The sequence below is a fragment of the Pseudoalteromonas sp. G5_S1_54_S4 genome, from assembly GCF_054968565.1.
In genome coordinates this window covers 1-23,845 of the sequence record NZ_JBQKUL010000015.1, presented here as the reverse complement: position 1 = coordinate 23,845, position 23,845 = coordinate 1, and the positions used below count along the sequence as shown (strand labels likewise).

Sequence of the window (23,845 nt, the reverse complement as noted above, 5' to 3'; positions counted from 1 at the left end):
TTTGCTGCTAGAGGGTGAAGTTATTTAAATCGTCATTCGGTTCAAAATCACCGAGCCTTTCAAGCTCAGTGTCTTGGCGCATCTGCTCGTGCCAACGTGCTTCATCCCAAATTTCAAATTTATTCATTAAACCCACCAGCATAATTTTTTTGCCAAGTTCTGCATGTGAGCGCAATGAAGGCGCCAACAAAATTCGACCGTTTTTATCAAGCTGATATTCTGTCGCATTACCTAACAACATACGTTGCATCCGTCGTGCTCTAGGATTCATATTAGATATTTTTGCTAAACGGCTTTCTATTTCTAGCCATTCAGCAAGAGGGTATAACCAAAGGCAAGGCTCATTGAGTGCAACTGTGCAAATTACCGTTCCCTGATCTTCAGACAATAGCGTATCTCGGTACTTAGTCGGTACCGCAAAACGTCCTTTATCATCCAAACTCAGTGAACTTGCGCCACGAAACATAAAAAGCCTATTGTAAATTTATTTTAATCAACTTTTTGATTAACCCGATCCAGTTTGATCCACTAAACACCACTTTTTACCACAGTGCTCCAGTTTAGGGCTTGACAAGCCTTTTTGTCAAGTAAGTCACCCAGCTTTAGCACCCCGCGAAGCCTGAAAAAATAAGGCTCCGATTAAAGCGGTTGAATTGTTTAATAAAAAATCTGATCAGCCAGTAAAAAATTTTTTATCGTTCTTTTTATTAGCTCGTTGGCATTATTTGCTTAATGAATAAACAGTGAATAATTACAATTTATTTGAGCCCTGCTGACCTTTGTGAATTAGAGTTTGGTCAAACTAGATGCGGTTTAATCGCGTCGCGAGGTTTGTAACTGAGTGGACAAAGAAAAAATCAATCTCGAATGATCAACACGTCCTAGTTTGTAAAAATTACAAACTGTTGTCGCAATAGTTACAGCTATAAACCCACTCAAAATTCGTAAATAAAATACAATTCATATAAAACAACAGGTTAAAGACTGGTTTAATCATTGCATCTAAATAATTACTTTTAAAAAACTATTAAGGATTGATTATGGCTACGGCAACAAAGAGCAAAACTTCTATTGATGCAAAACAAGAGATTGAAGCACCGCTAACAGATAAAGCGACATCAGCAGCGCATGACGCAGTTGATGCATTATCAAGTAAAGCGGCGGTAGCTGAAAATGGTGTACGTAAAGGCGCAAGCAGCTCAGCTGAAACGCTTAATGAAAAGCAGTTAGCCGCTCGTGAGAAACTAGCAGAGTGTTCGTCTAAAACGCGTCAACTCGCATCAGAAAACCCATTAGCAACGGCGGGTCTGGCGTTTGCTGCTGGTATGTTAGTTACAGCACTGTTTCGTCGTAAGTAATACTAATGCAAAACCAACACTCAACACCAAGTGAATCACAAGGGACAGATTCGCCGTCATCGGCAAAACACGCCGATGACTGGCAAGATCATATTGCTAAGCTTGCTGATTATGCAGCGCAGCTCAAGGATGATTATCACCAACAAGGAAAGTTGACACATCAGCTGGCAATAGCAGAGTGGAAGCTATCGCTAAGATCCTTAGCACTGATCACCATTCTACTAGGATGTTTTGCCAGTGGCTTGGTGTTACTGTGGGTGGGATTTTTAGGTATTGTAGGCTTTGCCACCTTTGATCTGTTTAGCTCTATTTGGCTGAGCATTGCAGTGGTGATCAGCCTACAAATTTTATGCTTAGTTTGGCTGTGGCGAAACGCCGTTTATCTAAGCAAAAAAATTGGCTTTACTAAAACGCTAAATAGCCTAAAGCAGCTGCTTAAATTATAAGGCACACACAATTATGTTAATCAATTATTTGATCAACTCACCGAACGCTCGCGTGCAACAGCTAGATAAAGAAGTTGTTATGCGATCAGAGCTAAAACGTCAGCATCTTGCAGCTATAAAATACAGAGCCAAGCGCTTTGCAGCAACAAAAGTGGGGCTCGCCAGTGCGTTTGCAGCTGGCGCTGTAGTTGAGTCTGCTAAAGGTGATGCTAACACGATAAAAAAATACACTTGGTTATTAAAGCTACTTGCTTAAAAGTCATTCCCGCATCGATTCATCACGACAATGAGCCAAAAAAACCATTTTGATAATCGCTAACAGCCTGGCGAATTTCAGCCTCGGTGGTCATTACAAAAGGTCCCATGTGCGCAATTGGCTGGTTAAGTGGATCGCCTGCTAAAATAAGAACCCCCGCCGTTTTCTTTGCCTGTAATGCAATGTCACTCAATGGTTCTAATATAAGCAAATTACCCGCATTAAACACGTCACCGGTCTGAGATATTAATGAGCCTGTATGAATATAAATCATCACTTTTTGCTGTTTTAAAGCCGGTAAATTAAGCCCTTCACCCGCAGGCAAAGCTACATCGGCTATAGCACCATTAGCAGCTAAATTTTGTAAGCTTGCAGCCAATTGGTGTGATTCAAATTGCCATGTCCCTGCTAAGGCTTTAAGTGAAACACCTTGTTGATTAGTAAAACTCGGTGCTGGATGCTCTGTGGTATCTTGGTATTGAGGCTCACGCATTTTTTGAGCACTTGGCATATTGAGCCAAATTTGAAAACCATGTAAGCCTTGTTCAGCATCGGCAAGGGGCATTTCACTGTGCATAACACCGCTACCGGTACTCATCCATTGTACGTCACCCGCACGAATCGCCTTTTTGTTACCCATTTGGTCTTGATGTTCAAACCCGCCTTTTAAAATATAGGTAAAGGTTTCGATCCCCCTATGAGGATGAGGAGGAAAGCCACCAATATAATCACTTTCATCGTCAGATTTAAGTTCATCTATCATTAAAAATGGATCTAAATATTTACCATCAAATCCTGGAATACGACGAATATTAACACCATCCCCATCTTGGGTAGCATAAGCAGTTAGTACTTTGGTTATTTTCATTTTTGTTGCCTAAAATAGGTTAAGTAAAAGTATAAAATATTAATTTATTATTATGACTCTACCCGAAAATTAATTAATAAATTTCAGTTATATACAATAAAAGTAAATTTAATATTTGCGATATAACCTTAGTACATTAAAGGTTATTTATAGTAGAATTATTGGTCAGAGTTTTACCCTATATTTATTTGGATACGATTATTTTTACTGCATCATTAAAACATCAGCTTTATCGACTACTTATGCTAATTTGCATGCCTGGGATCGCTGTGATCTTAATTACCTTATGGTTTAGTCGCGATGCAGCACTTAAAGAAAGTGAAAAAAAAGTAATGCATATTGCTGATCATTTAGTTTTGCAGCAAAAAAATATTATTGATGATGTAAAACGCTTAAATTTATTCTTAGCAAACAAGAATTTAAGCATTACCAAAATGTCGGCCAATTGCCCGTCTTACTTTTTAGACTTGCAAACATTGTATAGCAACATTGCTAATGTAAGTATTTACAATCGCCAAGGCGATATTCTGTGTGCAACAAAGGGTAAAAACCAAAATATAAATATTAGAGATCGTCAATACTTTCAACATGCCCTCACAACTAAAACATTTTCAATAGGCAGTTACCAAATTGGTAGAAGCATACATGCACCCAATCTCGCTTTTGCTTCGCCAATATTAGATGAAAACGGCCAAATTACAGGTATGTTAGTAGCCTCTATTGCTTTGCAATGGTGGAATTCAGCGCTTAATAATTTAAATCTGCCCAATAATTCACGCGCAGTGATTACTGATTCTAACGGCTTAGTTTTAGCTAAGTTTCCTTTTTCAGCCGATCGATTAGGTAAAAAAATAACCAATGAAGACCTTGATCATAGCCAACAAGCCGGAATAATTTACAGAGGGAATGATGGGGCGAGCCGAATTTACAATCACACAACGCTTTATAAAGATAATAGCGGTAATCAACTGTCAATTTATATTACTCAGCCAGTTGATAAAATGATTGAGCAGATAGATATTAACTTTGTAAAAATGGTTTTAGGGTTTTTAATTACTATTCTTCTTTTAGCTGTATTGGCCAGACGACTGGTCAATAAAAGCATTTTAAATCCGATTAAAAGTTTAACGCAGGCGGTAAACCGCTTAGCGGCCGGTAATATGCCTCATGACGATGAGCAGCCCAATAGTCCTGAGCTAAATAGACTTTACCATCGTTTTAAATACATGGCCGAAACTCGCTTAACGGCTGAAGCATGCCTTAAACATAAGCATGACGAGCTCAATAGCTTGCTTAATGCATTACCCGATGCTTTTTTACGCGTAGATGCCAATGGCAATATTCTTGATACCGGTGGACGTATTAAATCGTTAAATTATAGCCATTCAACACCCCCTAAAAAATTATCGTGTTTATTCTCTGATGCTAATTTAAAACAAGTGCAAGGGTACTTAATACCCCTGAACGCCCCTGTCACTGTTGAGCTTGAACATAAACAAGATAATCATTTTTATGAAGCTAAAATTAGCCCAATGAAAAAAGCCGATGAGTTTATTATCGTTATTAGTAACATCACGCAACGAAAGCAAAATCAAGAATCGTTGCATTTAGCGTCATTAGTTTACAACAACAGCAGTGAAGGCATGGCAATCACGGATGAAAATGGGGTTATTTATGATGTGAACCCTGCGTTTTGTGAAACAACTTTGTATTCTCGAAGAGAAGCTCTCAATCAAACTATTGGTATTTTATCATCGGGTAAACACGATAAGCAGTTTTATAATTACATGTGGCAATCGCTCAATAAAACAGGGCGTTGGCAAGGTGAAATAACCAATCGTCGTAAAAATGGCGAGCTGTATGTTGAATGGTTAACCATCGATACTATTTACGATAAAAATAAAGCCCCGACTAGTCGTATTGCTATTTTTACCGACCTAACCGAGAAAAAACAAGCAGATGAATTAATTTGGCGACAAGCGCACTTTGATCATTTAACCGACTTGCCTAATCGATTAGAACTAAAAGAGCGCTTAAACCTACGATTCGCAAACCTGACCAATGCAGATCAAAAACTGGTCATTATGCTATTAGATATTGATCATTTTAAAGATATTAACGACACATTGGGCCACCATTACGGCGATAGATTACTTAAGTTAGTATCTGAGCGAATTGTGCAAACGGCCAAAGAGGCTGACTTTGTAGCACGAATTGGCGGAGACGAGTTTGTTGTTGTATTTAGTGATTTACATGGCAGCGATAATATAAAGCAAATGGCAAAATCACTTTTGCTTAGCCTTGCCTCCACTATTTTTATTGAAGATGAAAAAGTGTATATCAGTGCCAGTATTGGTATTGCCTGCGCGCCAGATGATGGCCAAAATCCAGAGCAATTACTTAAAGCCGCTGACCAAGCTATGTATAAAGCAAAAAATAGCGGTCGCAATGGCTTTGAATTTTTCTCACATGATATGCGTGAAGATGCAAACGCAAGAATGCAACTACTCAAAGAGCTTCGCTCAGCTATAGAGCTAGAACAATTTGAATTGTATTACCAACCTATCGTATCGCTTAATGATTTACACGTTCATAAAGCTGAGGGACTTATTCGTTGGCAACACCCAGAAAAAGGCCTGATCAGCCCTGCTGACTTTATTCCTCTTGCTGAAGAAACCAGACAAATAAATGCGCTGGGTCAATTTGTATTTGCTGAGGCACTACAAACACTTAATGATATTAAAAAACACATTCAAGATGAATTTCAAATAAGCATTAACGTTTCACCAGTGCAATTGGCAACCGTCGATAGCGGCATAGACGAATGGTACGATATGCTAGCAACGGCAAATATACCAGCCTCAGCGATTGTGGCCGAAATTACTGAAGGCTTAATGGTTAACCCGGAAGAACTTACCCAAAGTCGTTTGAAAGCCTTGGTTAAGTCAGGTATGCAATTGGCCCTTGATGACTTTGGCACCGGTTATTCATCGCTTGCTTACTTGCAAGAAATGGATACCGACTACCTAAAAATAGATAAACGCTTTGTTGATAATATTCAAAAAGGCAGTCAAGAGCTGGCTTTGTGTGAAGCAATTATCATGATGGCTCATCAGCTTGGTTTAAAAGTGATTGCCGAAGGCATAGAAACAAAATTACAAATGGATTTATTACTTGAGGCCGGTTGTGATTATGGCCAGGGCTATTTGTTTTCAAAGCCGCTGCACAAAGCCTCGTTTATGCAGCTGATAACAACAAATCAAGTAATTAGTTTAAAATAAAAGTCATTTAGCCCTAATACTGGTTATTTTGTGTCGAGGTGGTCTGCTACATACGCACCTCGCTGCCCTCTTTTTTTATCTGGTCCAATGGTGCTGTCTTGAGCAGTTTGCTGCTCTAACGCAGCATTGATTGTGGCTCCCAAAATAATGATATAAGCGCTAATAAATAGCCACATAAGCATAATAACCACTCCACCTAAAGAGCCATATGTTTCGTTGTAACTAGCAAAATGAGATACATAAAATGAAAAGCCAAAAGATGCCACAATCCATAATACGGTGGCGGTGAATGAGCCCACGGTAACCCAGCGCCATTTAGCTGCTTTTCTGTGAGGCGCATAACGGTATAAAATTAATAATGCAAAGTTAAAGGTCAATGCCAGCAACGGCCATGATATAAGCATGATTAAAAAATCAATACTCTCTTTAATTCCGAGTAAATTAAGCGCTAGCGGTAATATACCTATAATTACCAGTGCTATTACAGCCACCACAATTGCACCCACTGAAAATAACAAACGCACAAGTTGCGCCTTTAAGAATGAGCGTTTTTCGTATTCGTGATAACTAATATTACATGCTGTGATCAACGCTTGGCTGCCCTTAGAGCTACTCCAGATAGTTAACAGTAAAGTACCCAGCGCACTAAGGCTTAAACTAGTTTGTGACTTTTGCGCAAGACTTGAAACTTGAGATAAAATAATTTCTTGAGTGCTTTGTGGTAATAACGCCATAAACTGACTTAAATACACACTAATATCATTCGGTGATGCAAAATAAGCATACACAGACACCAATGCCGCAATGGCGGGAAAAATAGCCAGTAACGCATAAAATGCCACGCCAGCCGCCACTAAAGATAAATTATCACGGCTCATTTGTTTTACTATTCGCCTTGTAATATCCCACCAGCCACGCAGAGGGATATGGTTAGGCTGCTTGGCTCTTTGGCCACGCTTAAAGTCACTCATAGTTAACTCCCTTTTTCTAATTAAGTAGCAAAATGTTTGCCAAACAAATACTGCTTGGTATTAGGGTCTGTTGAACTTTCAAGGTTAAATTTGCAGCAGTCTGTTTGGTGTTTAGGCAAGGCAGAGCCTAAGTGGTGTGGTTACTCCCCATAAATAGGCGATAACGTAGCATTAATGCCAAACAGGCGCTGCCCGAAGGGTTCTGCCTAGGGGCAATTAACTCTTTGTTGCTCGGCTTTTACTTAGCCCACTAGGTTACAAACCTCGCGCCGCGATTAAATTGCCCCTAGTTTGAACAAATATTAATACGCAAAGGTCAACAGACCCTAGACTTGCTGCTATTGTTTAACACAGACCCTAATTACTTCGACCTAACACGGATGACCTCTATGCTCAGTGCTTTAATTGCAACACTCGCTAATAACACATCAATTCCAGCAATCGACACCGTTAAGCCAAACTCTATTTCCTGGAGCTTTTTAAAAGATCAAAGCGTGCAATTACTACACACATTCATGCAATTACTGCCCACTTTATTATTAGGGATTGTTATTTTGGTGATTAGTTATTTAATTGCCACACCATTATCACGCTTGTTAATAAAGCCTGTTACCTACATGACCAAGAGTAAATTAGTACATCTAGTTGCTAGGCGAGGTATTAGCACCTTAATTATTTTACTCGGGTTTTATCTATTTTTACGCTTGGCAGGACTTACCGAATTCGCGGTCGCAATTATGAGTGGTACCGGATTAATTGGGCTTATTTTAGGCTTTGCCTTTCGGGATATTGCTGAGAACTTTATTGCCAGTTTACTTTTAAGTGTACAGCGTCCATTTAAAATAGATGATGTAATAGAAGTTGATGGCAGAATTGGTATTGTTAAAAAAGTAACTGCACGGGCAACCACTTTAGTTGACTACGATGGCAATCATATTCAAATACCCAATGCGACTGTGTATAAAAATACCATTAAAAACTTAACCGCTAATCCAAAAATGCGCGGTCATTTTTCAATCGGTATTGGCTACGATAATGACATTCGCGACGCACAAAGTCTGGCAATTAGTATAATATCGCAGCAAACCTCTGTGCTTAGCGATCCACCTCCCCAAGTATTGATTGATAACTTAGGCTCCGCCACTATTAACTTTACCGTTTACTTTTGGGTCAACGGCGAACAATACAGCACGGTAAAAGTAGCCTCACAGCTTATGCGAGAGTTAATCAATAGTTTTACGCAACATAATATAAGTATGCCTGACAATGCCAGAGAGCGTATATTGCTCAATAGCCAAGGTGAAGATATTTATCCCATAGCAAGCGAAGCTAAAACAGAGACAACAGAAGAAATTAACGAGCAATCACATATTCAAAAACATAAAACCACAGAGCATGAACACAGTATTGATGATGTAAGTAGTGATACGGATGATATTCGCGAGCAAGCCGATGAATCACGCGACCCAGAGCAGGGTAAAAATATTATATAGATAGGTTCGAGGTTCGAGGTTCGAGGTTCGAGGTTCGAGGTTCGAGGTTCGAGGTTCGAGGTTCGAGGTTCGAGAAATTTAAAAGCCTTGCGGTTAACATTACAAGGTTTTTTATGCCTGAAGGCGATAGTTAGTCTCGCGTCGAGTTTAGGTTTTAAGCCCGCAACCCGAAGCTCGCCGCCCGCAACCTGACAGCTTATTCCAAACACAAAAAAGCCCGCAGCGTTAACTGCGGGCTTTTTTATTGAATGAGTGAGTTAGCCGGTAAGCCGGGTTCTGTCCTTTCCGAAGAAAGTGATAATCATTCGTCTAGGCCATAAATCGCTCTATGGCTCAAGCAACCTACCCGGTTCCAACGTGGGCCACGCCATAAGGAACCCTATTTGGTCTTGCTCCGAGTGGAGTTTACCTTGCAACCGACTATTACTAGCGGCCCGGTGCGCTCTTACCGCACCCTTTCACCCTTACCAATCCGAAGATTGGCGGTCTTCTCTCTGCTGCACTTGTCGTGGGCTCACGCCCCCCAGCCGTTAACTGGCACTCTGCCCTGTGGAGCCCGGACTTTCCTCCCCCTGCGCATTTTCGTTGCAGGCAGCGATTATCTTGGCTAACTCGGCGCGCAGTATACATGAGAGCACCACACTACGCAGTAAACATTTACTGTTTTTCTTCAATAATTGTTTTATACAGCGCGTTTTTCTTCATACCAAAGTAATCGGCCACCACGCCACAGGCTTTTTTCATTGGCATTTCGTTTTCAAGTAGCGCTAACATTTTGCGTGCCTCTGGCGGAATATCGTCAACTACCTTAGGTTTACCCGGCAGCATGAGTACTATTTCACCGCGCTGTTTAGTAGGATCGTCAGTTAAAAACTGCTTTAACTCAGTCACTGTGCCATTAAAAAAGGTTTCAAATGTTTTAGTGAGCTCTTTGGCAAATACCACTTGCTGCTCACCACCTAGCGCTGCTTCTAAATCGTCTAAGCTTGCCATAATACGGTGGGTACTTTCATACATAATACTGGTAATACTTGAGTTAACCGCATCAATAAAAAAATCTTGGCGTGCTTTACTTTTAGCGGGCGTAAAGCCAACAAACTGAAAACGGTCGGTTGGCAGCCCTGAACAACATACCGCCGTAATAGCAGCGCATGCACCAGGTACAGGTGTTACAAGTGCGCCCTGCTCACGGCATAAATTAACAACGGCATAACCAGGGTCGCTTATAAGCGGCGTGCCGGCATCGGATACTAATGCAATATTTAACCCTTGATTAAGTTGGTCGATAATTTGCTGCGCTTTTTGCTTTTCATTATGGTCATGTAACGCAAAGGTTTTAGCCTTAATACCAAAGTGGCTGAGTAGCTTGCCAGTATGGCGAGTGTCTTCAGCAGCGATTAAGTCAACCTGCGATAATGTCGCGATTGCACGCTGACTTAAGTCGTCATAATTGCCGATTGGGGTGGCAACAACGTAAAGAGTGCCAATTTTCTGTGAATTCTCCTCATTTAACATTGAGGTCTCCTGCGTCAGTCAGTAATATAAGCAAATCGCGTTAACGTATGGGAAATCATTGTGCGACTTAAACTAGTTAGTCTATTAATTATATTGTCAGGGTTATCGGCGTGTAGCACAACCGAAAAACCAACTAAAACCAGCGATAACTTAAATAGCAGTGCCAATACGCTGAAAAATGAAGCACTGAACGCGCAATCGATTTATCAATTAGCGCAAAACCGTTTTGGTGCAGATAAAATTCAACTGCTTTATAGTGCCCGTGATAGCGCGATTACTGAAGAAAACTGGCCGCTACTCGAAACAATATGTAGCGAACTTGCACTTACTGCCAGTGTTGATCAAATTCAAAACCGTTTATATATTGCCTTTGCACAAAAAGAGCAGAATAAAAACCAGCAAGCACTTGAAGTATTAAACTCACTTGAGGGACAACTCAAGCAACCCGAACATTTTGCCTGGCACCAATTTTTAACTGCCAGCATTTTTGCTTCTCAAAACTTGCCAAAACGTGCTGCACCCTATTTTTTTGCGGCGTCAGAATCTGCAACTAAAAACACTATTTCAATTCCTCAGCTTAGTGATGCACTTTGGAAAAATTTAAAGCAACTCTCATCTTACGCATTAGAACGATTTAACCGTGGTTCTGTGATCCAACAAGGTTGGGTTAACTTAGCTTTGTATCATCAAGTTTACGCCAACAGCTCGGTTGATTTAGACCAAGCCATTAATAATTGGCGCCGCCGTTACCTTGGGCATCCTGGTAACAATGTACTGCCAAAACAAGAAACGTATGCTAATGAATTAGCGCCAATTAATATTGAGCGTTTGGTTGTTTTACTGCCTCAGTCAGGTGCTAATAAGCGCCTTGGGGATGCCTTAAAAGCCGGTATATTGGCAGCGCTTGATAAAAAAGAGATCAACGAAACACTGTTTATAGATGAAAACACTGAAACAGAAGCGTTGAGCGCACAAATTTCTCAGTTACAGCCTGACTTTGTTATTGGTCCACTATTAAAAGCCAATATAGATAAGCTCGCTAATACCAATACATTACTCGATATACCCACCTTACATTTAAATACCTTTGATGGCGAAAGAACCTCGCTGCAACATTACTTTTTTGCGCTTAATCCTGAACATGAAGTACAGCAAACGCTAGAGCACTTTTTAGCACAGGGTTATCAAAAGCCGATGTTGCTAGCGCCAAATAATACCAATGGCCAGCGCTTAGTTGACTACTTTAATCTGCAGTGGCAACGCTATAGTGAAACAACCACGCAAGTTGGTTTTTACAACGATAACAAAGATATGCCCAATACGATTACTAGCTTGTTAGAAGTTGATAAGTCAAAAGAACGTATTAAATCTGTTAAAGCACTTTTTAATAAAGAAGTTGAAAGCGAAACACGCTCACGTGGAGATATTGATGCCATCTACATACTCGGCGACGCCATTGAAACCCGATTAATTAAGCCTTACCTTGATGTTAATGTGAGTACCTTTGCCGATAGAATTCCCATTTACGCCAGCTCTAAAAGCCACAGTAAGCAAATAGATACCACTGACAAAGGTGATTTAGACGGACTCTACTTTACTGAACTGCCTTGGATGTTAGACTCACAAATTAAGCAACATAATCTGCGTCAGCAATACAATGATTTATGGCCTGAACAAGCCGATATAAGCCAACGTTTATTTGCGATGGCTTATGATTCCGTCACCATGCTTAACGATATTAGGCAATTGAGTGTTACACCCGATAAATACTTTTCAGGGTTGAGCGGTAAATTGTCGATTAATAGTGCCGGTGATATTGAACGTTCACTGCAATGGGCTCAGTACAGCAACCGCCGAATAAAACCGGTGGAGTTAAAAACACAACGCCCTGTACCGCTATTTATGCAATCAGCTAACGATGGCATAACCATAATTAACTAAGGGGTCGACATGTCGTGGTTTAAACAGCTGTGGCAAAATAGTCGTGAAAAAGGCCAGTATTATGAGCGCCAAGCGCAAAAGTATTTAGAAGCACAAGGCTTAAAAGCGATTGAGCGTAATTACTACTGCCCCTATGGCGAACTTGATGTCATTATGAAAGACGGTGACACCTTAGTGTTTGTTGAGGTTAAGTTTCGTAAAAATAATATAAAAGGCGGCGCTAATTATGCTTTAAGCCCGCAAAAGCAAGAAAAATTAAGACGAACTATTTATCATTACCTCGCGGCTAAAAACTTAAAGAATCAGCCATTACGTATTGATTATGTTGCTATAACAGGCGAGCCATCACTACACATAAACTGGCTAAAAAACGTATTTTAATACCGAGCACATACAAATGAGTGAGCAATTATTACAACAGCTAAATGCATTAATGCGTAGTTAAAAATTAACAAGCTGCTTCTAAAAATCATCATCCTTAATAAAGCGGGTGTGAGCTCACACAGAATTAGATATTAATTGTTGGTAATCCATGCAAGACACAATAAAAGAAATTTTTAAAGAAAGTATTCAAGTTCAAATTGCAGCAGGTGAAGTACTTCCTAGCGCATTGGAGTCAGCGGCATTCACCATTGCACAAAGCCTGATCAATGGTAATAAACTGATATGTTGCGGCACAGCAAACTGCCACATGTTGGCACAACACATGGCTGGCGTATTAGTAAACTTTTACGAAACAGAGCGCCCTTGCTTACCTGCAATTGCCCTTTCGCAAGAAAATATTAACCTAGGTCAAGGCCATCAAATAGATGACCACGATACCTTTGCACGCCAAGTACGTGCCTTTGCTCAGCAAGGTGATTTGCTCCTTGCATTAGCAATTAATGGCAATGAAAAACATATAATTTCTGCAGTAGAAGCGGCACTAACCAAAGATATGAAGGTCATAGTAATGGTAGGTGATGATGGTGGCGAACTCGTTGGCTTACTTGGGCACAACGATGTAGAAATACGTACACCGTCTAAACGCCCTAGTCGCATTATTGAATCGCATTTAGTTAACCTTCACTGTTTAAGTGAATTGGTAGATTTAACTCTTTTCCCGCAGGATGAAAATTATGTTTAAACGCTCCCTGATTATTTTAGGCACCGTTGTGTTATTACAAGGTTGTGCTGCTGCTGTAGTGGCCGGCACAGCCAGTGCTGTTACTGCAGCAAACGATAGACGAACCATTGGCTCGCAAATAGACGACAACAACATTGAAATAAAAGCCAGCATTGCTATTAGTGAAGATGAACGTCTTAATAAGTTTGCTCATATCAGCGTTATAAGCGTTAATGGCGTGGTTTTAATGGTAGGGCAAGTTCCTAACCAAGAAATGAAAAACCAAGCGTTTAAAACCATTGAGAACCTATCTGGCATTCGTAAAATTCACAACCAACTACGCATTGGCTCAAATATTGGTATTACCACGCAAACTCACGACTCATGGTTAACCTCAAAAGTAAAAGCGCAGCTTTTAGCGGCTGAAAACATCAGCAGTAATAATATAAAGGTAGTGACTGAAAATGCCGAAGTATACTTAATGGGGCTAGTATCTGACGCTGAAGCAAACCAAGCCGTTAATATTGCCCGTAATATCTCTGGCGTAGAGCGCGTTATTAAAGTGTTTGAGTATTTGTAAAGAATAAGGTTCGAGATTCGAGGTTCGAGGTTCGAGGTTCGAGGTTCGAGGTTCGAGGTTCGAGGTTCGAGGTTCGAGAAATTTAAAAACCTTGCGGTTAACATCGCAAGGTTTTTTTATACCTGTAGACAATGAACCCGCTTAAAAAACCATATACACAAAGAGAAGTGAATGAGCAGTAAATGAGAAAACAATAACCATGAGCCCGAGTGATTAATTGTTTTTTCACTAGCTCTAAAAGCACAGCGTCTCTTAACCTCTTTGTGAATAAATTTATTACCTAAAACCACATGCGCGGAATAAACCCGCAGCTACACCAATCAATCTCAACCCGTTTCTCGCAGCTCGTCGCCCGTGAACTTTCACCTTTTCCCTTTCACCTTTCGCCTACTTTTAATCAGGCATAAAAAAACCGCTTATTAAGCGGTTTTTATCTAACATTTAAGGGTTATTTTATAACGCGTAAATGTGAGCCTTTTTTCTTTTCAGGCTTAGGATCAGGTGTTTCATCAACTATTTCAGGTGATGAATCAACACTTTCAAGCTCTGGAGCAAAATCGTCTTCGTCCTCTAAAAACTCATCTGCAGTAAAGACTGTGCCTTCGCCATTTTCGCGTGCATATATTGCAAGTACAGCCCCTAAAGGCACGTACACTTGCATTGGCTGACCGCCAAAGCGTGCGTTAAAGCTAAGCTGAGAATTATCTAACGAAAACTGCGTAACCGCTGAAGGGCTTATGTTCAGTACAATTTGGCCGTCTTGGACAAACTGTGTTGGCACTTGCACTGCAGGAAAATCAGCATTAACCACTAAGTGTGGTGTGCATTCGTTATCAACAATCCAATCAAAAAAAGCGCGTAGTAAATAAGGACGATTAGAGGTCATTATAAACGGATCTCACGCTCTGCTTCAGTTAAAGAAGCTTGGAATGATTCACGTTCAAATAAACGGATCATATACTCTTTAAGTTCTTTAGAGCCTGCACCATTTAGCTCAATACCAAACTCAGGTAAACGCCATAATAGTGGAGCTAAGTAACAATCAACTAAGCTAAACTCTTCACTCATAAAGTAAGGCGCTTCACTAAAGATGGGTGCTATTGCAAGTAATGCTTCTGTCAGCTCTTTACGCGCTTGCGCTGCTTCAGACGTGTTGTTAATGATTTTTTCAGCTAGGCTGTACCAATCAGTATCAATACGGTGCATCATTAAACGACTACGACCACGCATGACCGGGTATACAGGCATTAGTGGAGGATGAGGAAAACGTTCATCAAGGTATTCCATGATGATGTTTGCCTGATATAAACCAAGCTCACGGTCAATCAGTGTTGGCACTGTGCCGTAAGGGTTAATTTCGTGAAGTGCTTCTGGCAGATTATCCTTTTCAGCCATATGAATATCTACACTTACACCTTTTTCAGCAAGTACAATGCGTACTTGGTGGCTATACATACAGTTAGCACCAGAAAAAAGGGTCATTACAGGGCGCTTATTGGCAGCTACGGCCATGCCTACCTCCATTAAATAACTAAAACAGCAATAGGGGCTTAAGCCCCTATTGCAAAATTACCTTTAAATATGTTCAAACTTAATGAACATCTCTCCAGTATTCTTTCTTCAGCATAAATGCCAAGATAAATAGAATCACTAAGAATCCAAGTACCTTAATACCTAGCGCTTCCGATTCGAGACGTGTAGGTTCACCTACATACTCTAGGAAATTCGTTAAATCACGAACTGCTTGGTCATATTCATCTACACTTAATTCGCCCGTACCATCTGTTTCTGTACCAGTAATATGAGTGGTTGTTTTACCATCTACTGTTACTTCTTCAGTAATTGCAGTAGGAACACCTTGCAACTCTTGAAGAACATGTGGCATACCCACCGATGGGAATAACGTATTATTTACGCCAAACGGACGAGATTCATCTTTGTAAAACGATTTTAAATAGGTATAAATCCAATCACTGCCACGCACACGCGCAACATTTGTTAGATCCGGCGGAGCCGCACCAAACCATTTTGCAGCATCTTCTTTCTTCATTGCATTATTGATATGACTACCTACTTTTGAACCATCAAAAATAAGTTGCTCTTGACCAATCTCTGTTGGAATACCAATATCGCGGAAAGTACGTTCATAACGTTGATACTGCATTTGGTGACAACCAAGACAGTAGTTCATGAACAACTTTGCGCCACGTTGCAAAGAAGGTTGATCAGATATATCGTTACCCGCTTCCATTAGAGGAACTGACGGGCCTGCCGCCATTGCTGGTAATACGTTTACTGATAAAGCGAATAAACCAATAAGTAGCTTTTTCATCATTTCGTTAACCTCTCAGGCAATGGCTTAGTTTTTTCATTCTTACTGTAAACAAATAACAGTACGAAGAACATAAAGTAAGTCACAGTACAGATTTGCGAAACAAGCGTTTTAAAGTCAGTTTGAGGTGTAGCACCAACCCAACCTAAAAGAACGAAAGTAACTACAAAGCCTGCAATGTTCCATTTGTGGAAACCACAACGGTAACGAACTGAACGAACCGAACCACGGTCAATCCAAGGCAATAATGCTAGCACGACAATAGATGCACCCATTGCTGCAACACCCATTAGCTTGTCTGGAATCGCACGTAAGATTGCATAAAACGGCGTAAAGTACCAAACAGGGAAAATATGCGCTGGTGTTTTAAGTGGGTTTGCCGGTTCAAAGTTTGGCGCTTCTAGGAAGAAACCACCCATTGCAGGCATAAAGAACACCACCCAACAGAACAAGATTAAGAAGCCAACCACACCCACAATATCTTTTACTGTGTAATAAGGGTGGAACGGTATCGCATCAATAATGTCTTTTTTATCTGTGTAGTATTCATGGAACTTAAATTTAGGCTTGTCTTCTTCAGCCACGGTTCCTTTTTTACGTTTGTTATCAATACCGTCAGGGTTGTTAGAACCCACTTCGTGCAATGCAACAATGTGTAAAAATACTAAGATAACAATAACCAGTGGTAATGCTATTACGTGCAATGCAAAGAAGCGGTTAAGCGTTGCACCCGAAATAACGTAGTCACCACGAATCCACAGTGTTAAATCATCACCAATTACCGGAATAGCGCCGAACAGTGAAATGATTACCTGTGCACCCCAAAACGACATTTGACCCCATGGTAATAAGTAACCCATGAACGCTTCAGCCATTAGGGCTAGGAAAATAAACATACCGAATAACCACAGTAATTCACGTGGTTTTTGGTAAGAACCGTAGATCATGCCACGGAACATATGCATGTAAACAACGATGAAGAACGCAGATGCACCCGTTGAATGCAAATAACGTAATAACCAACCGTACTCTACATCACGCATGATGTATTCTACTGATGCAAACGCACCTTCAGCAGATGGTACATAGTTCATCGTTAACCAAATACCGGTAAGGATTTGGTTAACTAGTACTAACATAGCGAGTGAGCCAAAGAAGTACCAGAAGTTAAAGTTTTTTGGTGCTGGATACTGTGCAATGTGCATGTTCCAAACACGTGTCATTGGGATACGGTCGTCTATCCACTCAACAATTTTTCCAAACATTAGGCCACCCCTTGTTCTTCGCCCACTAAAATAGTGGTCTCATCAAGAAAAGTATATGGTGGAACTTCTAAATTTAATGGTGCAGGTACCGATTGAAATACACGGCCGGCCATATCAAACTTAGAACCGTGACATGGACAGTAAAAACCGTCATCAGTCCCTTCCACTTTCTCACCAAAGCCACCTTGTAAAAAGCTAGGTGAACAACCCAAATGCGTACAAATACCTACAGCGACAAAAATCTCTGGGCGTAATGAACGGAAATCATTGGTTGATGATTCTAATTGTTGTGGCTCTTGCGATTGCGGATCACGAAGTTGACCTTCATGTTCTTTCATCTGCTCAAGCATTTTTGGGGTCCGTGATACAACCCATACAGGTTTACCACGCCACTCGACACGTATTAATTGTCCTGGCTCAAGTTTGCTGATATCTACTTCTACAGGCGCACCCGCAGATTTAGCTCGCTCACTTGGATTCCAAGACGCAATAAAAGGAACAGCAGCCCCAGCCGCACCAACACCACCAACAACAGAGGTAGCTATGGTTAAAAAGCGACGTCGGCCATTGTCTACAGGCGCATTGCTCATCCACTTATCTCCACTATGATTCTCAACACTTGCTATATTGAGAACATCAGTTACAGCAGGTTAATTTTTCGAATTTTAAAAGAGAAACGATCATAATTAAAACCCTTGTTTAAAACAAGGTTATTCACAGCCTCCTGCTCGAATAATCCTGACTTGCTCAAATAGTTGATTAAGTTAGCTCGAGTATGAAACCAAATGACTATAGTATCGCTTCCGTAAAAACAATTTGTAAACAAGTACAATCTCACCAACTAAGTACAGTAACCACTGAATTTGGCGACATTAAACTCATTCACTTTATTTGCCCGCCAATTGTAGCAAAAAAATTCACCAATTAACTGATGGATTTAAACTAATTGCGATAATTATTTAACTTTTTTTGCGTTAGTCGGTCATTTTTAAGCTTTCGTTCAATAAATACGCATACTTGGCCTATTTTGATCAAGCTAATGTCGACATTAGTCTTAAAGGGAAAATTGAAGCTGAAAGGTGAAAGGCGAAAGGCGAAAGGCGAAAGGCGAAACATACTCATATATTTTTGAATGAATATTAAATTTTGAACCTCTTATTTCCAAGCATCGATTGATTTCATCAATGCTGAAATCATACGGGAAAGCTCACGAGTTTCCTCAATCCATTCAGTGGCCTTTGTCGTATCAACCTCTCCTATTTTTGATGCAATGTAAATTTGAGAGCGTAATTCTCCACAACTCCCCTTAGAATATGATAAAAATCGAGTATAATCTTTAGGTGTTACCCGTTCATAACCCTCTGCTATATTTGAAGAAATTGAAAGCGCAGATCGTGTTATTTGATCTTTTAAACCAAACTCTTTACTCTGCTTAAAATGTAAATAAATCTCGCAAGCTAAATCGGCTGAACGTTGCCATACCCTTAAATCTTCAAACCTCATAACATAACCAGTCAGCTAAAACATGCTTAACTTATAACTGTAAAATAAGAAAGACACAAAGCTTAGATGAAACTTATAGCTTGAACCTTGAGTCTTGAACCTTGAGCTTTGAACCTTGAGCTTTGAACCTTGAGCTTTGAACCTTGCTCCTTGAGTCTTGAACCTTGAACCTTGAACCTTGAACCTTGAACCTTGAACCTTGAACCTTGAACCTTGAACCTTGAACCTTGAACCTTGAACCTTGAACCTTGAGCCTTGAACCTTGAGCCAAAATCTTATAGCTACAAAACAAAAAACCCAGCATAAGCTGGGTTTTTGAATTCTTGATAACGTAAAAATTAACGTTTTGAGAACTGTGGACGCTTACGCGCTTTCTTAAGACCCACTTTCTTACGTTCAACTTTACGTGCATCACGAGTAACGAAACCTGCTTTACGAAGTTGTGGACGTAATGACTCGTCAAACTCCATAAGTGCACGAGTGATACCGTGACGGATAGCACCAGCTTGACCAGTAGTACCACCACCAGCAACGGTGATGTGTAAGTCAAACTTTTCAGTCATGTCAACAAGCTCAAGAGCTTGACGAACAACCATGCGTGCTGTTTCGCGACCAAAGTACTCTTCTAAAGAGCGCTTGTTGATTACGATGTTACCAGTGCCTGGGCGTAAGAATACGCGAGCACTTGAACTTTTACGACGACCTGTACCGTAGTATTGATTTGCCATGATAGTGCTCCTTAAATGTCTAGAACCTGAGGCTGTTGTGCAGCATGATTGTGCTCAGTACCCGCGTAAACTTTAAGTTTACGGTACATGGCGCGGCCTAAAGGACCACGTGGCAACATGCCTTTAACAGCTTTTTCGATGATCATTTCAGGCTTTGCAGCTTGAAGTTTATCAAAAGTAGTAGACTTAAGACCACCTGGGAAACCAGAGTGAGCATAGTACACTTTGTCTTTGAATTTATTACCAGTAACAGTAACTTTCTCAGCGTTAATAACGATGATGTAATCACCAGTATCTACGTGCGGTGTGTACTCAGCTTTATGCTTACCGCGTAGGCGATGAGCGATTTCAGTAGCGATGCGACCTAAAGTTTTACCTTCAGCGTCAACTACGTACCAGTCACGTTTTACTGTTTCTGGTTTAGCAACAAACGTTTTCATTTATAAAAATCCAATGTTTTTCAATTAAAACCACAGGTAGTTATGTTTAACTACCGCTCTAAGTTTGCTACAACCCCTTCGAGTTTTAGACTTTTGCGCCGCTCACAAGTGGCTAAACTATATGAGGACATAGAACGCAACGTGGCAGACGCGGGAGTATACCAGCACTTAAATCACATTGCTACCGGCCGGTTGTTTTTTCCTCAAGAAAAGTTATTACTCAGCGGTCAGCGGTCAGCGGTCAGCGGTCAGCGGTCAGCGGTCAGCGGTCAGCGGTCAGCGGTCAGCGGTCAGCGGTCAGCGGTCAGCGGTCAGAAAAGCTAATTATAACTTTAGAGTCAACAGAAAATACTTCCTTGCTGAAAATAGATATTTGTAGTTAATAAAATATCAACTAGGATAAAAACTGAGCATAAGGATTTTGTATTATGAACTTTGAAAACTTAGATGTATGGAAGCGCTCAGCTCGCCTTAGCGCTGATATTTACAGAAATACACAACTAATTAAAGACTTTAGCTTTAGAGATCAATTAACACGCTCTGGTTTATCTGTTCCTAGTAATATAGCTGAGGGCATGACAAGAGAGTGATAAAGAAAAAACACGCTTTTTAGATATCGCTCGCTCTTCGCTTGCTGAGGCAAGAACCCAAATATATATTGGCATCGATATTAACTATATTGATACCGACATAGGTAAGTCTTGGCTAAATGAAACAGTCCAGCTGTCAAAAATGCTAACAAGTTTGATAGCAAAAATAAAAACAAGTGAGTAACCATTCTTACTGACAGCTGAAAACTTACAGCTGACAGCTATTCTCTACTTCTGACACACCTCACAAAAAACAGTGCTGCGTTGCCCTAGGCGGATTTCTGTTAGTGCTGTATCGCAATTTACACAAGGCTGGCCTTTTCGGCCATACACTAATAGCTGTTGCGCAAAGTAGCCAGGCTTACCGTCACTTTGGGCAAAGTCTTTTAACGTTGTGCCGCCTTGAGTAATTGCAGCGGCTAAAGTGTCTTTTATAATTGGGATTAACGCTTGGTAGCTTTTAAGGCTTACCTTTCCGGCTTCTTTACGAGGGTCAATACCCGCTTTAAATAATGACTCGTTAGCATAAATATTACCGACCCCCACCACCACGGCGTTATTCATAATAAACTGCTTAACGGGCACTTTTTTATTACGTGATTGCTCATAAACACGTTTAGCAAAAAAGTCATCAGTGAGTGGTTCAGGGCCTAATTTAGCTAGTAGCTTATGCTCTTCATTGGGTGCTTGCCATAAACAACAACCAAAGCGGCGTGGATCATTTAAACGCAGCGCCTTATTGTTCGCTAAAATAAACTCAACATGGTCATGCTTTTTAAGTGGCTCATTGGCGTTCACAACCCTCAAGTTCCCCGACATACCCAAATGCAATATAGCCGAGCCTAACTCGCACTCTAACAATAAGTATTTTGCACGTCGTTCAATACTGCTAACCACCAACCCCTCAAGTTGGTATACCTCATCTGGCACAGGCCAGCGCATACTTGCATTATGAATGTTTACCTTAGTAACGACTTGGTTTAGCACATGGGGGGTAATGCCCATGCGGCTAACTTCTACTTCTGGTAATTCAGGCATTTATAAAACTCACTTATGAAAAGGTAAAACTAGGAAATAATTGCTTGGCAGTGCTTAAATCAAGCAACATTAGCCGCTGACTGGTTTTCTCGAGAAGATAATACTGACCATTTGCTTCATATAATAAGTACACCCAAGGTAGGGGCTCACCCGCGAGTTCAAACGTCGCTGCCGATAACGGCTTATTGATATCAAGCGCATCAGGTGTGGCTGTCGTCATTAACGCTGTATTTTGCCATAAATAAACAAGCTCACTAAGTTGCTGCTCTGAACCTTGCCAACTAAGCGGTACCTCCTTGATTAAAGCAGTAGTACGCCAGCTTGTGCCAATACGCTCAATTTTTTGGTCGCTAAATTCAAGTGTTAACACAAAGCTTTGCACAGGAAGTAGTGGCTGCAGTTGCGCCTGCGTTTCATCGGATCCAATCTTTTTATGAAGACCATTTAAAAAGAAGATCATAATCAACATAGAAAAAATAATAACATTGTTCCAACCTTTGCGGCTTAATCGCATATGCAGTTCCTAATTTGTATAAGGTTTTCAAGTTTAGCTAAAACTTAATTGCACTGTCTATATGTTAAAAGCTGGATACTTTGCTAGAATATCGGCAAATTTTAAGGAGTTTAGTCAATGTCAATGTATGTAGTGGGCCATAAAATCCCAGATTCAGATTCAATATGTGGTGCAATTGCACTGGCTTATTTAAAAAACCAAATTGATGAGCCGGCAATTCCAACCCGCCTTGGTGAAGTATCACCAGAAACACAGTTTATTTTAGATAAATTTGGCTTCGAAGCACCTGAGCTTAAACTTAGCTACGCTGGCGAAGACGTTTATATTGTAGACCACACAGAAAAAACCCAAGCACCTGATGATATCGACCAAGCTCGCGTTGTTGGCGTGGTAGATCACCATAAGTTAGGTGACCTAACCTCATCAACACCACTTGAGTGCTGGATCCGCCCTGTTGGTTGTTCTAACACCATTATTAAGATGATGTACGATTTTTATAACGTAGAGATTCCAAAAGATATTGCTGGCATTATGCTTTGCGCCATATTAAGCGACACGGTTATTTTTAAATCGCCAACCTGTACCACTGCCGATATTAAATGTGTTGAAGCCCTTGCTGAAATTGCAGGCATTGAAGACTTTAAAGAACTAGGCATGGACATGTTCCGCGTTAAATCAGCCGTTGAAGATACGCCTGTACGTGATTTAGTAATGCGTGACTTTAAAGACTTTAACATGAACGGTAACCTTGTTGGCATTGGTCAGTTAGAAGTTATTGACCTTGCAGTATTTGACGAGATTAAAGCCGACCTTGAAGCCGACATTGCCAAGCTTAAAGAAGAAGGCGGTCGTCATTCAGTATTTTTACTACTAACCGACATTATGAAAGAAGGCTCACAAATGCTGATTGCATCAGACGATGCCAGCCTTGTTGAGCAAGCCTATGGTGAAAAGCCAGAAGACGGTAAAGTATGGCTAGATGGCGTATTGAGCCGTAAAAAGCAAGTAGTACCACCACTACAAGACGCTTTTAATAGCTAGATTCGAGGTTCGAGATTCGAGATTCGAGGTTCGAGGTTCGAGGTTCGAGGTTCGAGGTTCGAGGTTCGAGGTTCGAGAAATTTAAAAACCTTGCGGTTAACATCGCAAGGTTTTTTTATGCCTGTAGGCGGGAGTTTACCTCGCGCACTTTCACAACATTTCAAACAACCTGCGCGGCATAAAGCCCCGCCTACCAATAAAACTCTATATTAATCCTACCCGTAGGCGGGAGTTTACCTCGCGCACTTTCACAACATTTCAAACACCCTGCGCGGCATAAAGCCCCGCCTATCAATAAAACACCCATGCTAACCTACCCGTAGGCGGGAGTTTACCTCGCGCAATTTCACAACATTTCAAACAACCTGCGCGGCATAAAGCCCCGCCTACCAATAAAACACCCATGCTAACCTACCCGTAGGCGGGAGTTTACCTCGCTCACTTTCACAACATTTCAAACACCCTGCGCGGCATAAAGCCCCGCCTACAATAAAGCTCTATATTAATCCTACCCGTAGGCGGGAGTTTACCTCGCGCAGAATTTAGGTATTAAGCAACCCAATTAATTGCCTGCTATATT

24 protein-coding genes, 1 other RNA gene and 1 pseudogene are annotated in these 23,845 nt (G+C 40.8%); 11 read left to right on the top strand and 15 right to left on the bottom strand.

All coding sequences use genetic code 11. The annotated features are described in order from the left end of the window. Positions 1–7: 7 nt before the first annotated feature. Positions 8–466: a division/cell wall cluster transcriptional repressor MraZ gene (gene mraZ / locus ACTRWE_RS07930; RefSeq protein WP_462879786.1), complete on the bottom strand. Its 459-nt coding sequence runs from the start codon at positions 464–466 to the stop codon at positions 8–10. A gap of 574 nt (positions 467–1,040) precedes the next feature. Between mraZ and ACTRWE_RS07925 the strand changes: the two genes are divergently transcribed. Genes ACTRWE_RS07925 through ACTRWE_RS07915 form a run of 3 tightly spaced genes read left to right on the top strand, consistent with a single transcriptional unit; the run spans position 1,041 to position 2,060 of the window. Continuing rightward, a complete protein-coding gene (locus tag ACTRWE_RS07925; RefSeq protein WP_462879785.1) occupies positions 1,041–1,358 on the top strand; it encodes a DUF883 domain-containing protein in 318 nt (105 codons plus the stop codon). A gap of 5 nt (positions 1,359–1,363) precedes the next feature. Then, entirely contained in the window at positions 1,364–1,804 is a 441-nt protein-coding gene (locus ACTRWE_RS07920) for a hypothetical protein (protein ID WP_462879784.1), read from the top strand. Between the two features lie 13 nt (positions 1,805–1,817). Beyond that, positions 1,818–2,060 carry a hypothetical protein gene (locus ACTRWE_RS07915; protein ID WP_008110702.1) on the top strand — a complete coding sequence of 81 codons (243 nt, stop codon included), beginning with the start codon at positions 1,818–1,820 and terminating at the stop codon, positions 2,058–2,060. Between the two features lie 22 nt (positions 2,061–2,082). Here ACTRWE_RS07915 and ACTRWE_RS07910 read toward each other — a convergent pair whose 3' ends face one another. Beyond that, positions 2,083–2,928 (bottom strand): pirin family protein, encoded by an 846-nt coding sequence (locus ACTRWE_RS07910; protein ID WP_013464050.1) that lies wholly within the window; start codon positions 2,926–2,928, stop codon positions 2,083–2,085. A 254-nt stretch (positions 2,929–3,182) separates the two neighbouring features. Here ACTRWE_RS07910 and ACTRWE_RS07905 point away from each other — a divergent pair, with 254 nt between their 5' ends. Then, positions 3,183–6,209 (top strand): bifunctional diguanylate cyclase/phosphodiesterase, encoded by a 3,027-nt coding sequence (locus ACTRWE_RS07905; protein WP_462879783.1) that lies wholly within the window; start codon positions 3,183–3,185, stop codon positions 6,207–6,209. A 23-nt stretch (positions 6,210–6,232) separates the two neighbouring features. Here the strand turns inward: ACTRWE_RS07905 and ACTRWE_RS07900 are convergent, their stop codons facing one another. After that, positions 6,233–7,180: a YihY/virulence factor BrkB family protein gene (locus tag ACTRWE_RS07900; protein ID WP_008465271.1), complete on the bottom strand. Its 948-nt coding sequence runs from the start codon at positions 7,178–7,180 to the stop codon at positions 6,233–6,235. A 389-nt stretch (positions 7,181–7,569) separates the two neighbouring features. Here ACTRWE_RS07900 and ACTRWE_RS07895 point away from each other — a divergent pair, with 389 nt between their 5' ends. Continuing rightward, a complete protein-coding gene (locus ACTRWE_RS07895; protein ID WP_058154144.1) occupies positions 7,570–8,673 on the top strand; it encodes a mechanosensitive ion channel family protein in 1,104 nt (367 codons plus the stop codon). 249 nt (positions 8,674–8,922) lie between these two features. Here the strand turns inward: ACTRWE_RS07895 and rnpB are convergent. Together rnpB and rsmI are read right to left on the bottom strand one after the other, a co-directional pair. Further along, positions 8,923–9,288: RNase P RNA component class A (rnpB, locus tag ACTRWE_RS07890), an RNA gene on the bottom strand. A gap of 42 nt (positions 9,289–9,330) precedes the next feature. Next, positions 9,331–10,188, bottom strand: coding sequence for a 16S rRNA (cytidine(1402)-2'-O)-methyltransferase (gene rsmI / locus ACTRWE_RS07885; protein ID WP_008468384.1), 858 nt, complete (start codon positions 10,186–10,188; stop codon positions 9,331–9,333). A gap of 60 nt (positions 10,189–10,248) precedes the next feature. Here rsmI and ACTRWE_RS07880 point away from each other — a divergent pair, with 60 nt between their 5' ends. The 4 genes from ACTRWE_RS07880 (at position 10,249) to dolP (ending at position 13,814) form a co-directional block, all read left to right on the top strand. Continuing rightward, positions 10,249–12,129, top strand: coding sequence for a penicillin-binding protein activator (locus ACTRWE_RS07880; protein ID WP_013464046.1), 1,881 nt, complete (start codon positions 10,249–10,251; stop codon positions 12,127–12,129). Between the two features lie 9 nt (positions 12,130–12,138). Then, on the top strand, positions 12,139–12,510 hold the full coding sequence (locus ACTRWE_RS07875; RefSeq protein WP_058154142.1) for a YraN family protein: 372 nt from the start codon (positions 12,139–12,141) through the stop codon (positions 12,508–12,510). Between the two features lie 151 nt (positions 12,511–12,661). After that, entirely contained in the window at positions 12,662–13,255 is a 594-nt protein-coding gene (locus ACTRWE_RS07870) for an SIS domain-containing protein (RefSeq protein ID WP_013464044.1), read from the top strand. After that, the gene (gene dolP / locus ACTRWE_RS07865) at positions 13,248–13,814 is read left to right on the top strand and encodes a division/outer membrane stress-associated lipid-binding lipoprotein (RefSeq protein WP_013464043.1); all 567 of its coding nucleotides are present in this window, start codon (positions 13,248–13,250) and stop codon (positions 13,812–13,814) included. The genes ACTRWE_RS07870 and dolP overlap by 8 nt, the downstream gene beginning before the upstream one ends. A gap of 448 nt (positions 13,815–14,262) precedes the next feature. Here the strand turns inward: dolP and ACTRWE_RS07860 are convergent, their stop codons facing one another. From ACTRWE_RS07860 to rplM, 8 genes are all read right to left on the bottom strand, one after another. Then, on the bottom strand, positions 14,263–14,700 hold the full coding sequence (locus ACTRWE_RS07860) for a ClpXP protease specificity-enhancing factor (RefSeq protein WP_215521949.1): 438 nt from the start codon (positions 14,698–14,700) through the stop codon (positions 14,263–14,265). Next, a complete protein-coding gene (gene sspA / locus ACTRWE_RS07855; RefSeq protein WP_013464041.1) occupies positions 14,700–15,326 on the bottom strand; it encodes a stringent starvation protein SspA in 627 nt (208 codons plus the stop codon). Before sspA ends, ACTRWE_RS07860 begins: the two co-directional genes overlap by 1 nt. Before the next feature lie 79 nt (positions 15,327–15,405). Continuing rightward, positions 15,406–16,149, bottom strand: coding sequence for a cytochrome c1 (locus ACTRWE_RS07850; protein ID WP_069440085.1), 744 nt, complete (start codon positions 16,147–16,149; stop codon positions 15,406–15,408). Then, positions 16,146–17,411, bottom strand: coding sequence for a cytochrome b (locus tag ACTRWE_RS07845; RefSeq protein WP_008110864.1), 1,266 nt, complete (start codon positions 17,409–17,411; stop codon positions 16,146–16,148). Before ACTRWE_RS07845 ends, ACTRWE_RS07850 begins: the two co-directional genes overlap by 4 nt. Then, positions 17,411–18,001, bottom strand: a complete 591-nt coding sequence (gene petA / locus ACTRWE_RS07840) for a ubiquinol-cytochrome c reductase iron-sulfur subunit (RefSeq protein WP_008110867.1) — start codon at positions 17,999–18,001, stop codon at positions 17,411–17,413. The genes ACTRWE_RS07845 and petA overlap by 1 nt, the downstream gene beginning before the upstream one ends. A gap of 565 nt (positions 18,002–18,566) precedes the next feature. Further along, positions 18,567–18,914 carry a four helix bundle protein gene (locus tag ACTRWE_RS07835; protein ID WP_462879781.1) on the bottom strand — a complete coding sequence of 116 codons (348 nt, stop codon included), beginning with the start codon at positions 18,912–18,914 and terminating at the stop codon, positions 18,567–18,569. Between the two features lie 338 nt (positions 18,915–19,252). After that, positions 19,253–19,645 (bottom strand): 30S ribosomal protein S9, encoded by a 393-nt coding sequence (gene rpsI / locus ACTRWE_RS07830; RefSeq protein ID WP_024600778.1) that lies wholly within the window; start codon positions 19,643–19,645, stop codon positions 19,253–19,255. A gap of 8 nt (positions 19,646–19,653) precedes the next feature. Then, positions 19,654–20,082, bottom strand: coding sequence for a 50S ribosomal protein L13 (gene rplM, locus ACTRWE_RS07825; protein WP_002957960.1), 429 nt, complete (start codon positions 20,080–20,082; stop codon positions 19,654–19,656). Positions 20,083–20,510: 428 nt separating this feature from the next. Here rplM and ACTRWE_RS07820 point away from each other — a divergent pair. Beyond that, positions 20,511–20,856: pseudogene (locus ACTRWE_RS07820) on the top strand (four helix bundle protein). 44 nt (positions 20,857–20,900) lie between these two features. On the opposite strand, the gene mutM reads toward ACTRWE_RS07820, so the two are convergent. Together mutM and ACTRWE_RS07810 are read right to left on the bottom strand one after the other, a co-directional pair. Further along, positions 20,901–21,710, bottom strand: a complete 810-nt coding sequence (gene mutM / locus ACTRWE_RS07815; RefSeq protein WP_462879780.1) for a bifunctional DNA-formamidopyrimidine glycosylase/DNA-(apurinic or apyrimidinic site) lyase — start codon at positions 21,708–21,710, stop codon at positions 20,901–20,903. Between the two features lie 13 nt (positions 21,711–21,723). After that, positions 21,724–22,224: a hypothetical protein gene (locus tag ACTRWE_RS07810; RefSeq protein WP_290173084.1), complete on the bottom strand. Its 501-nt coding sequence runs from the start codon at positions 22,222–22,224 to the stop codon at positions 21,724–21,726. A 117-nt stretch (positions 22,225–22,341) separates the two neighbouring features. Here ACTRWE_RS07810 and ACTRWE_RS07805 point away from each other — a divergent pair, with 117 nt between their 5' ends. Beyond that, a complete protein-coding gene (locus ACTRWE_RS07805; RefSeq protein ID WP_033104356.1) occupies positions 22,342–23,265 on the top strand; it encodes a manganese-dependent inorganic pyrophosphatase in 924 nt (307 codons plus the stop codon). Positions 23,266–23,845 lie beyond the last annotated feature (580 nt).

Coding starts and splice junctions, on each gene's coding strand:
- ACTRWE_RS07850 (WP_069440085.1), bottom strand. CDS start 16,149: ATGATGAAAAAGCTACTTATTGGTTTATTCGCTTTATCAGTAAACGTA.
- petA (WP_008110867.1), bottom strand. CDS start 18,001: ATGAGCAATGCGCCTGTAGACAATGGCCGACGTCGCTTTTTAACCATA.
- ACTRWE_RS07870 (WP_013464044.1), top strand. CDS start 12,662: ATGCAAGACACAATAAAAGAAATTTTTAAAGAAAGTATTCAAGTTCAA.
- ACTRWE_RS07905 (WP_462879783.1), top strand. CDS start 3,183: ATGCCTGGGATCGCTGTGATCTTAATTACCTTATGGTTTAGTCGCGAT.
- ACTRWE_RS07925 (WP_462879785.1), top strand. CDS start 1,041: ATGGCTACGGCAACAAAGAGCAAAACTTCTATTGATGCAAAACAAGAG.
- ACTRWE_RS07920 (WP_462879784.1), top strand. CDS start 1,364: ATGCAAAACCAACACTCAACACCAAGTGAATCACAAGGGACAGATTCG.
- ACTRWE_RS07910 (WP_013464050.1), bottom strand. CDS start 2,928: ATGAAAATAACCAAAGTACTAACTGCTTATGCTACCCAAGATGGGGAT.
- ACTRWE_RS07915 (WP_008110702.1), top strand. CDS start 1,818: ATGTTAATCAATTATTTGATCAACTCACCGAACGCTCGCGTGCAACAG.
- dolP (WP_013464043.1), top strand. CDS start 13,248: ATGTTTAAACGCTCCCTGATTATTTTAGGCACCGTTGTGTTATTACAA.
- sspA (WP_013464041.1), bottom strand. CDS start 15,326: ATGGCCGTAGCTGCCAATAAGCGCCCTGTAATGACCCTTTTTTCTGGT.
- ACTRWE_RS07835 (WP_462879781.1), bottom strand. CDS start 18,914: ATGAGGTTTGAAGATTTAAGGGTATGGCAACGTTCAGCCGATTTAGCT.
- rplM (WP_002957960.1), bottom strand. CDS start 20,082: ATGAAAACGTTTGTTGCTAAACCAGAAACAGTAAAACGTGACTGGTAC.
- ACTRWE_RS07845 (WP_008110864.1), bottom strand. CDS start 17,411: ATGTTTGGAAAAATTGTTGAGTGGATAGACGACCGTATCCCAATGACA.
- mutM (WP_462879780.1), bottom strand. CDS start 21,710: ATGCCTGAATTACCAGAAGTAGAAGTTAGCCGCATGGGCATTACCCCC.
- ACTRWE_RS07805 (WP_033104356.1), top strand. CDS start 22,342: ATGTCAATGTATGTAGTGGGCCATAAAATCCCAGATTCAGATTCAATA.
- rsmI (WP_008468384.1), bottom strand. CDS start 10,188: ATGTTAAATGAGGAGAATTCACAGAAAATTGGCACTCTTTACGTTGTT.
- ACTRWE_RS07860 (WP_215521949.1), bottom strand. CDS start 14,700: ATGACCTCTAATCGTCCTTATTTACTACGCGCTTTTTTTGATTGGATT.
- ACTRWE_RS07875 (WP_058154142.1), top strand. CDS start 12,139: ATGTCGTGGTTTAAACAGCTGTGGCAAAATAGTCGTGAAAAAGGCCAG.
- ACTRWE_RS07895 (WP_058154144.1), top strand. CDS start 7,570: ATGCTCAGTGCTTTAATTGCAACACTCGCTAATAACACATCAATTCCA.
- mraZ (WP_462879786.1), bottom strand. CDS start 466: ATGTTTCGTGGCGCAAGTTCACTGAGTTTGGATGATAAAGGACGTTTT.
- ACTRWE_RS07810 (WP_290173084.1), bottom strand. CDS start 22,224: ATGCGATTAAGCCGCAAAGGTTGGAACAATGTTATTATTTTTTCTATG.
- ACTRWE_RS07900 (WP_008465271.1), bottom strand. CDS start 7,180: ATGAGTGACTTTAAGCGTGGCCAAAGAGCCAAGCAGCCTAACCATATC.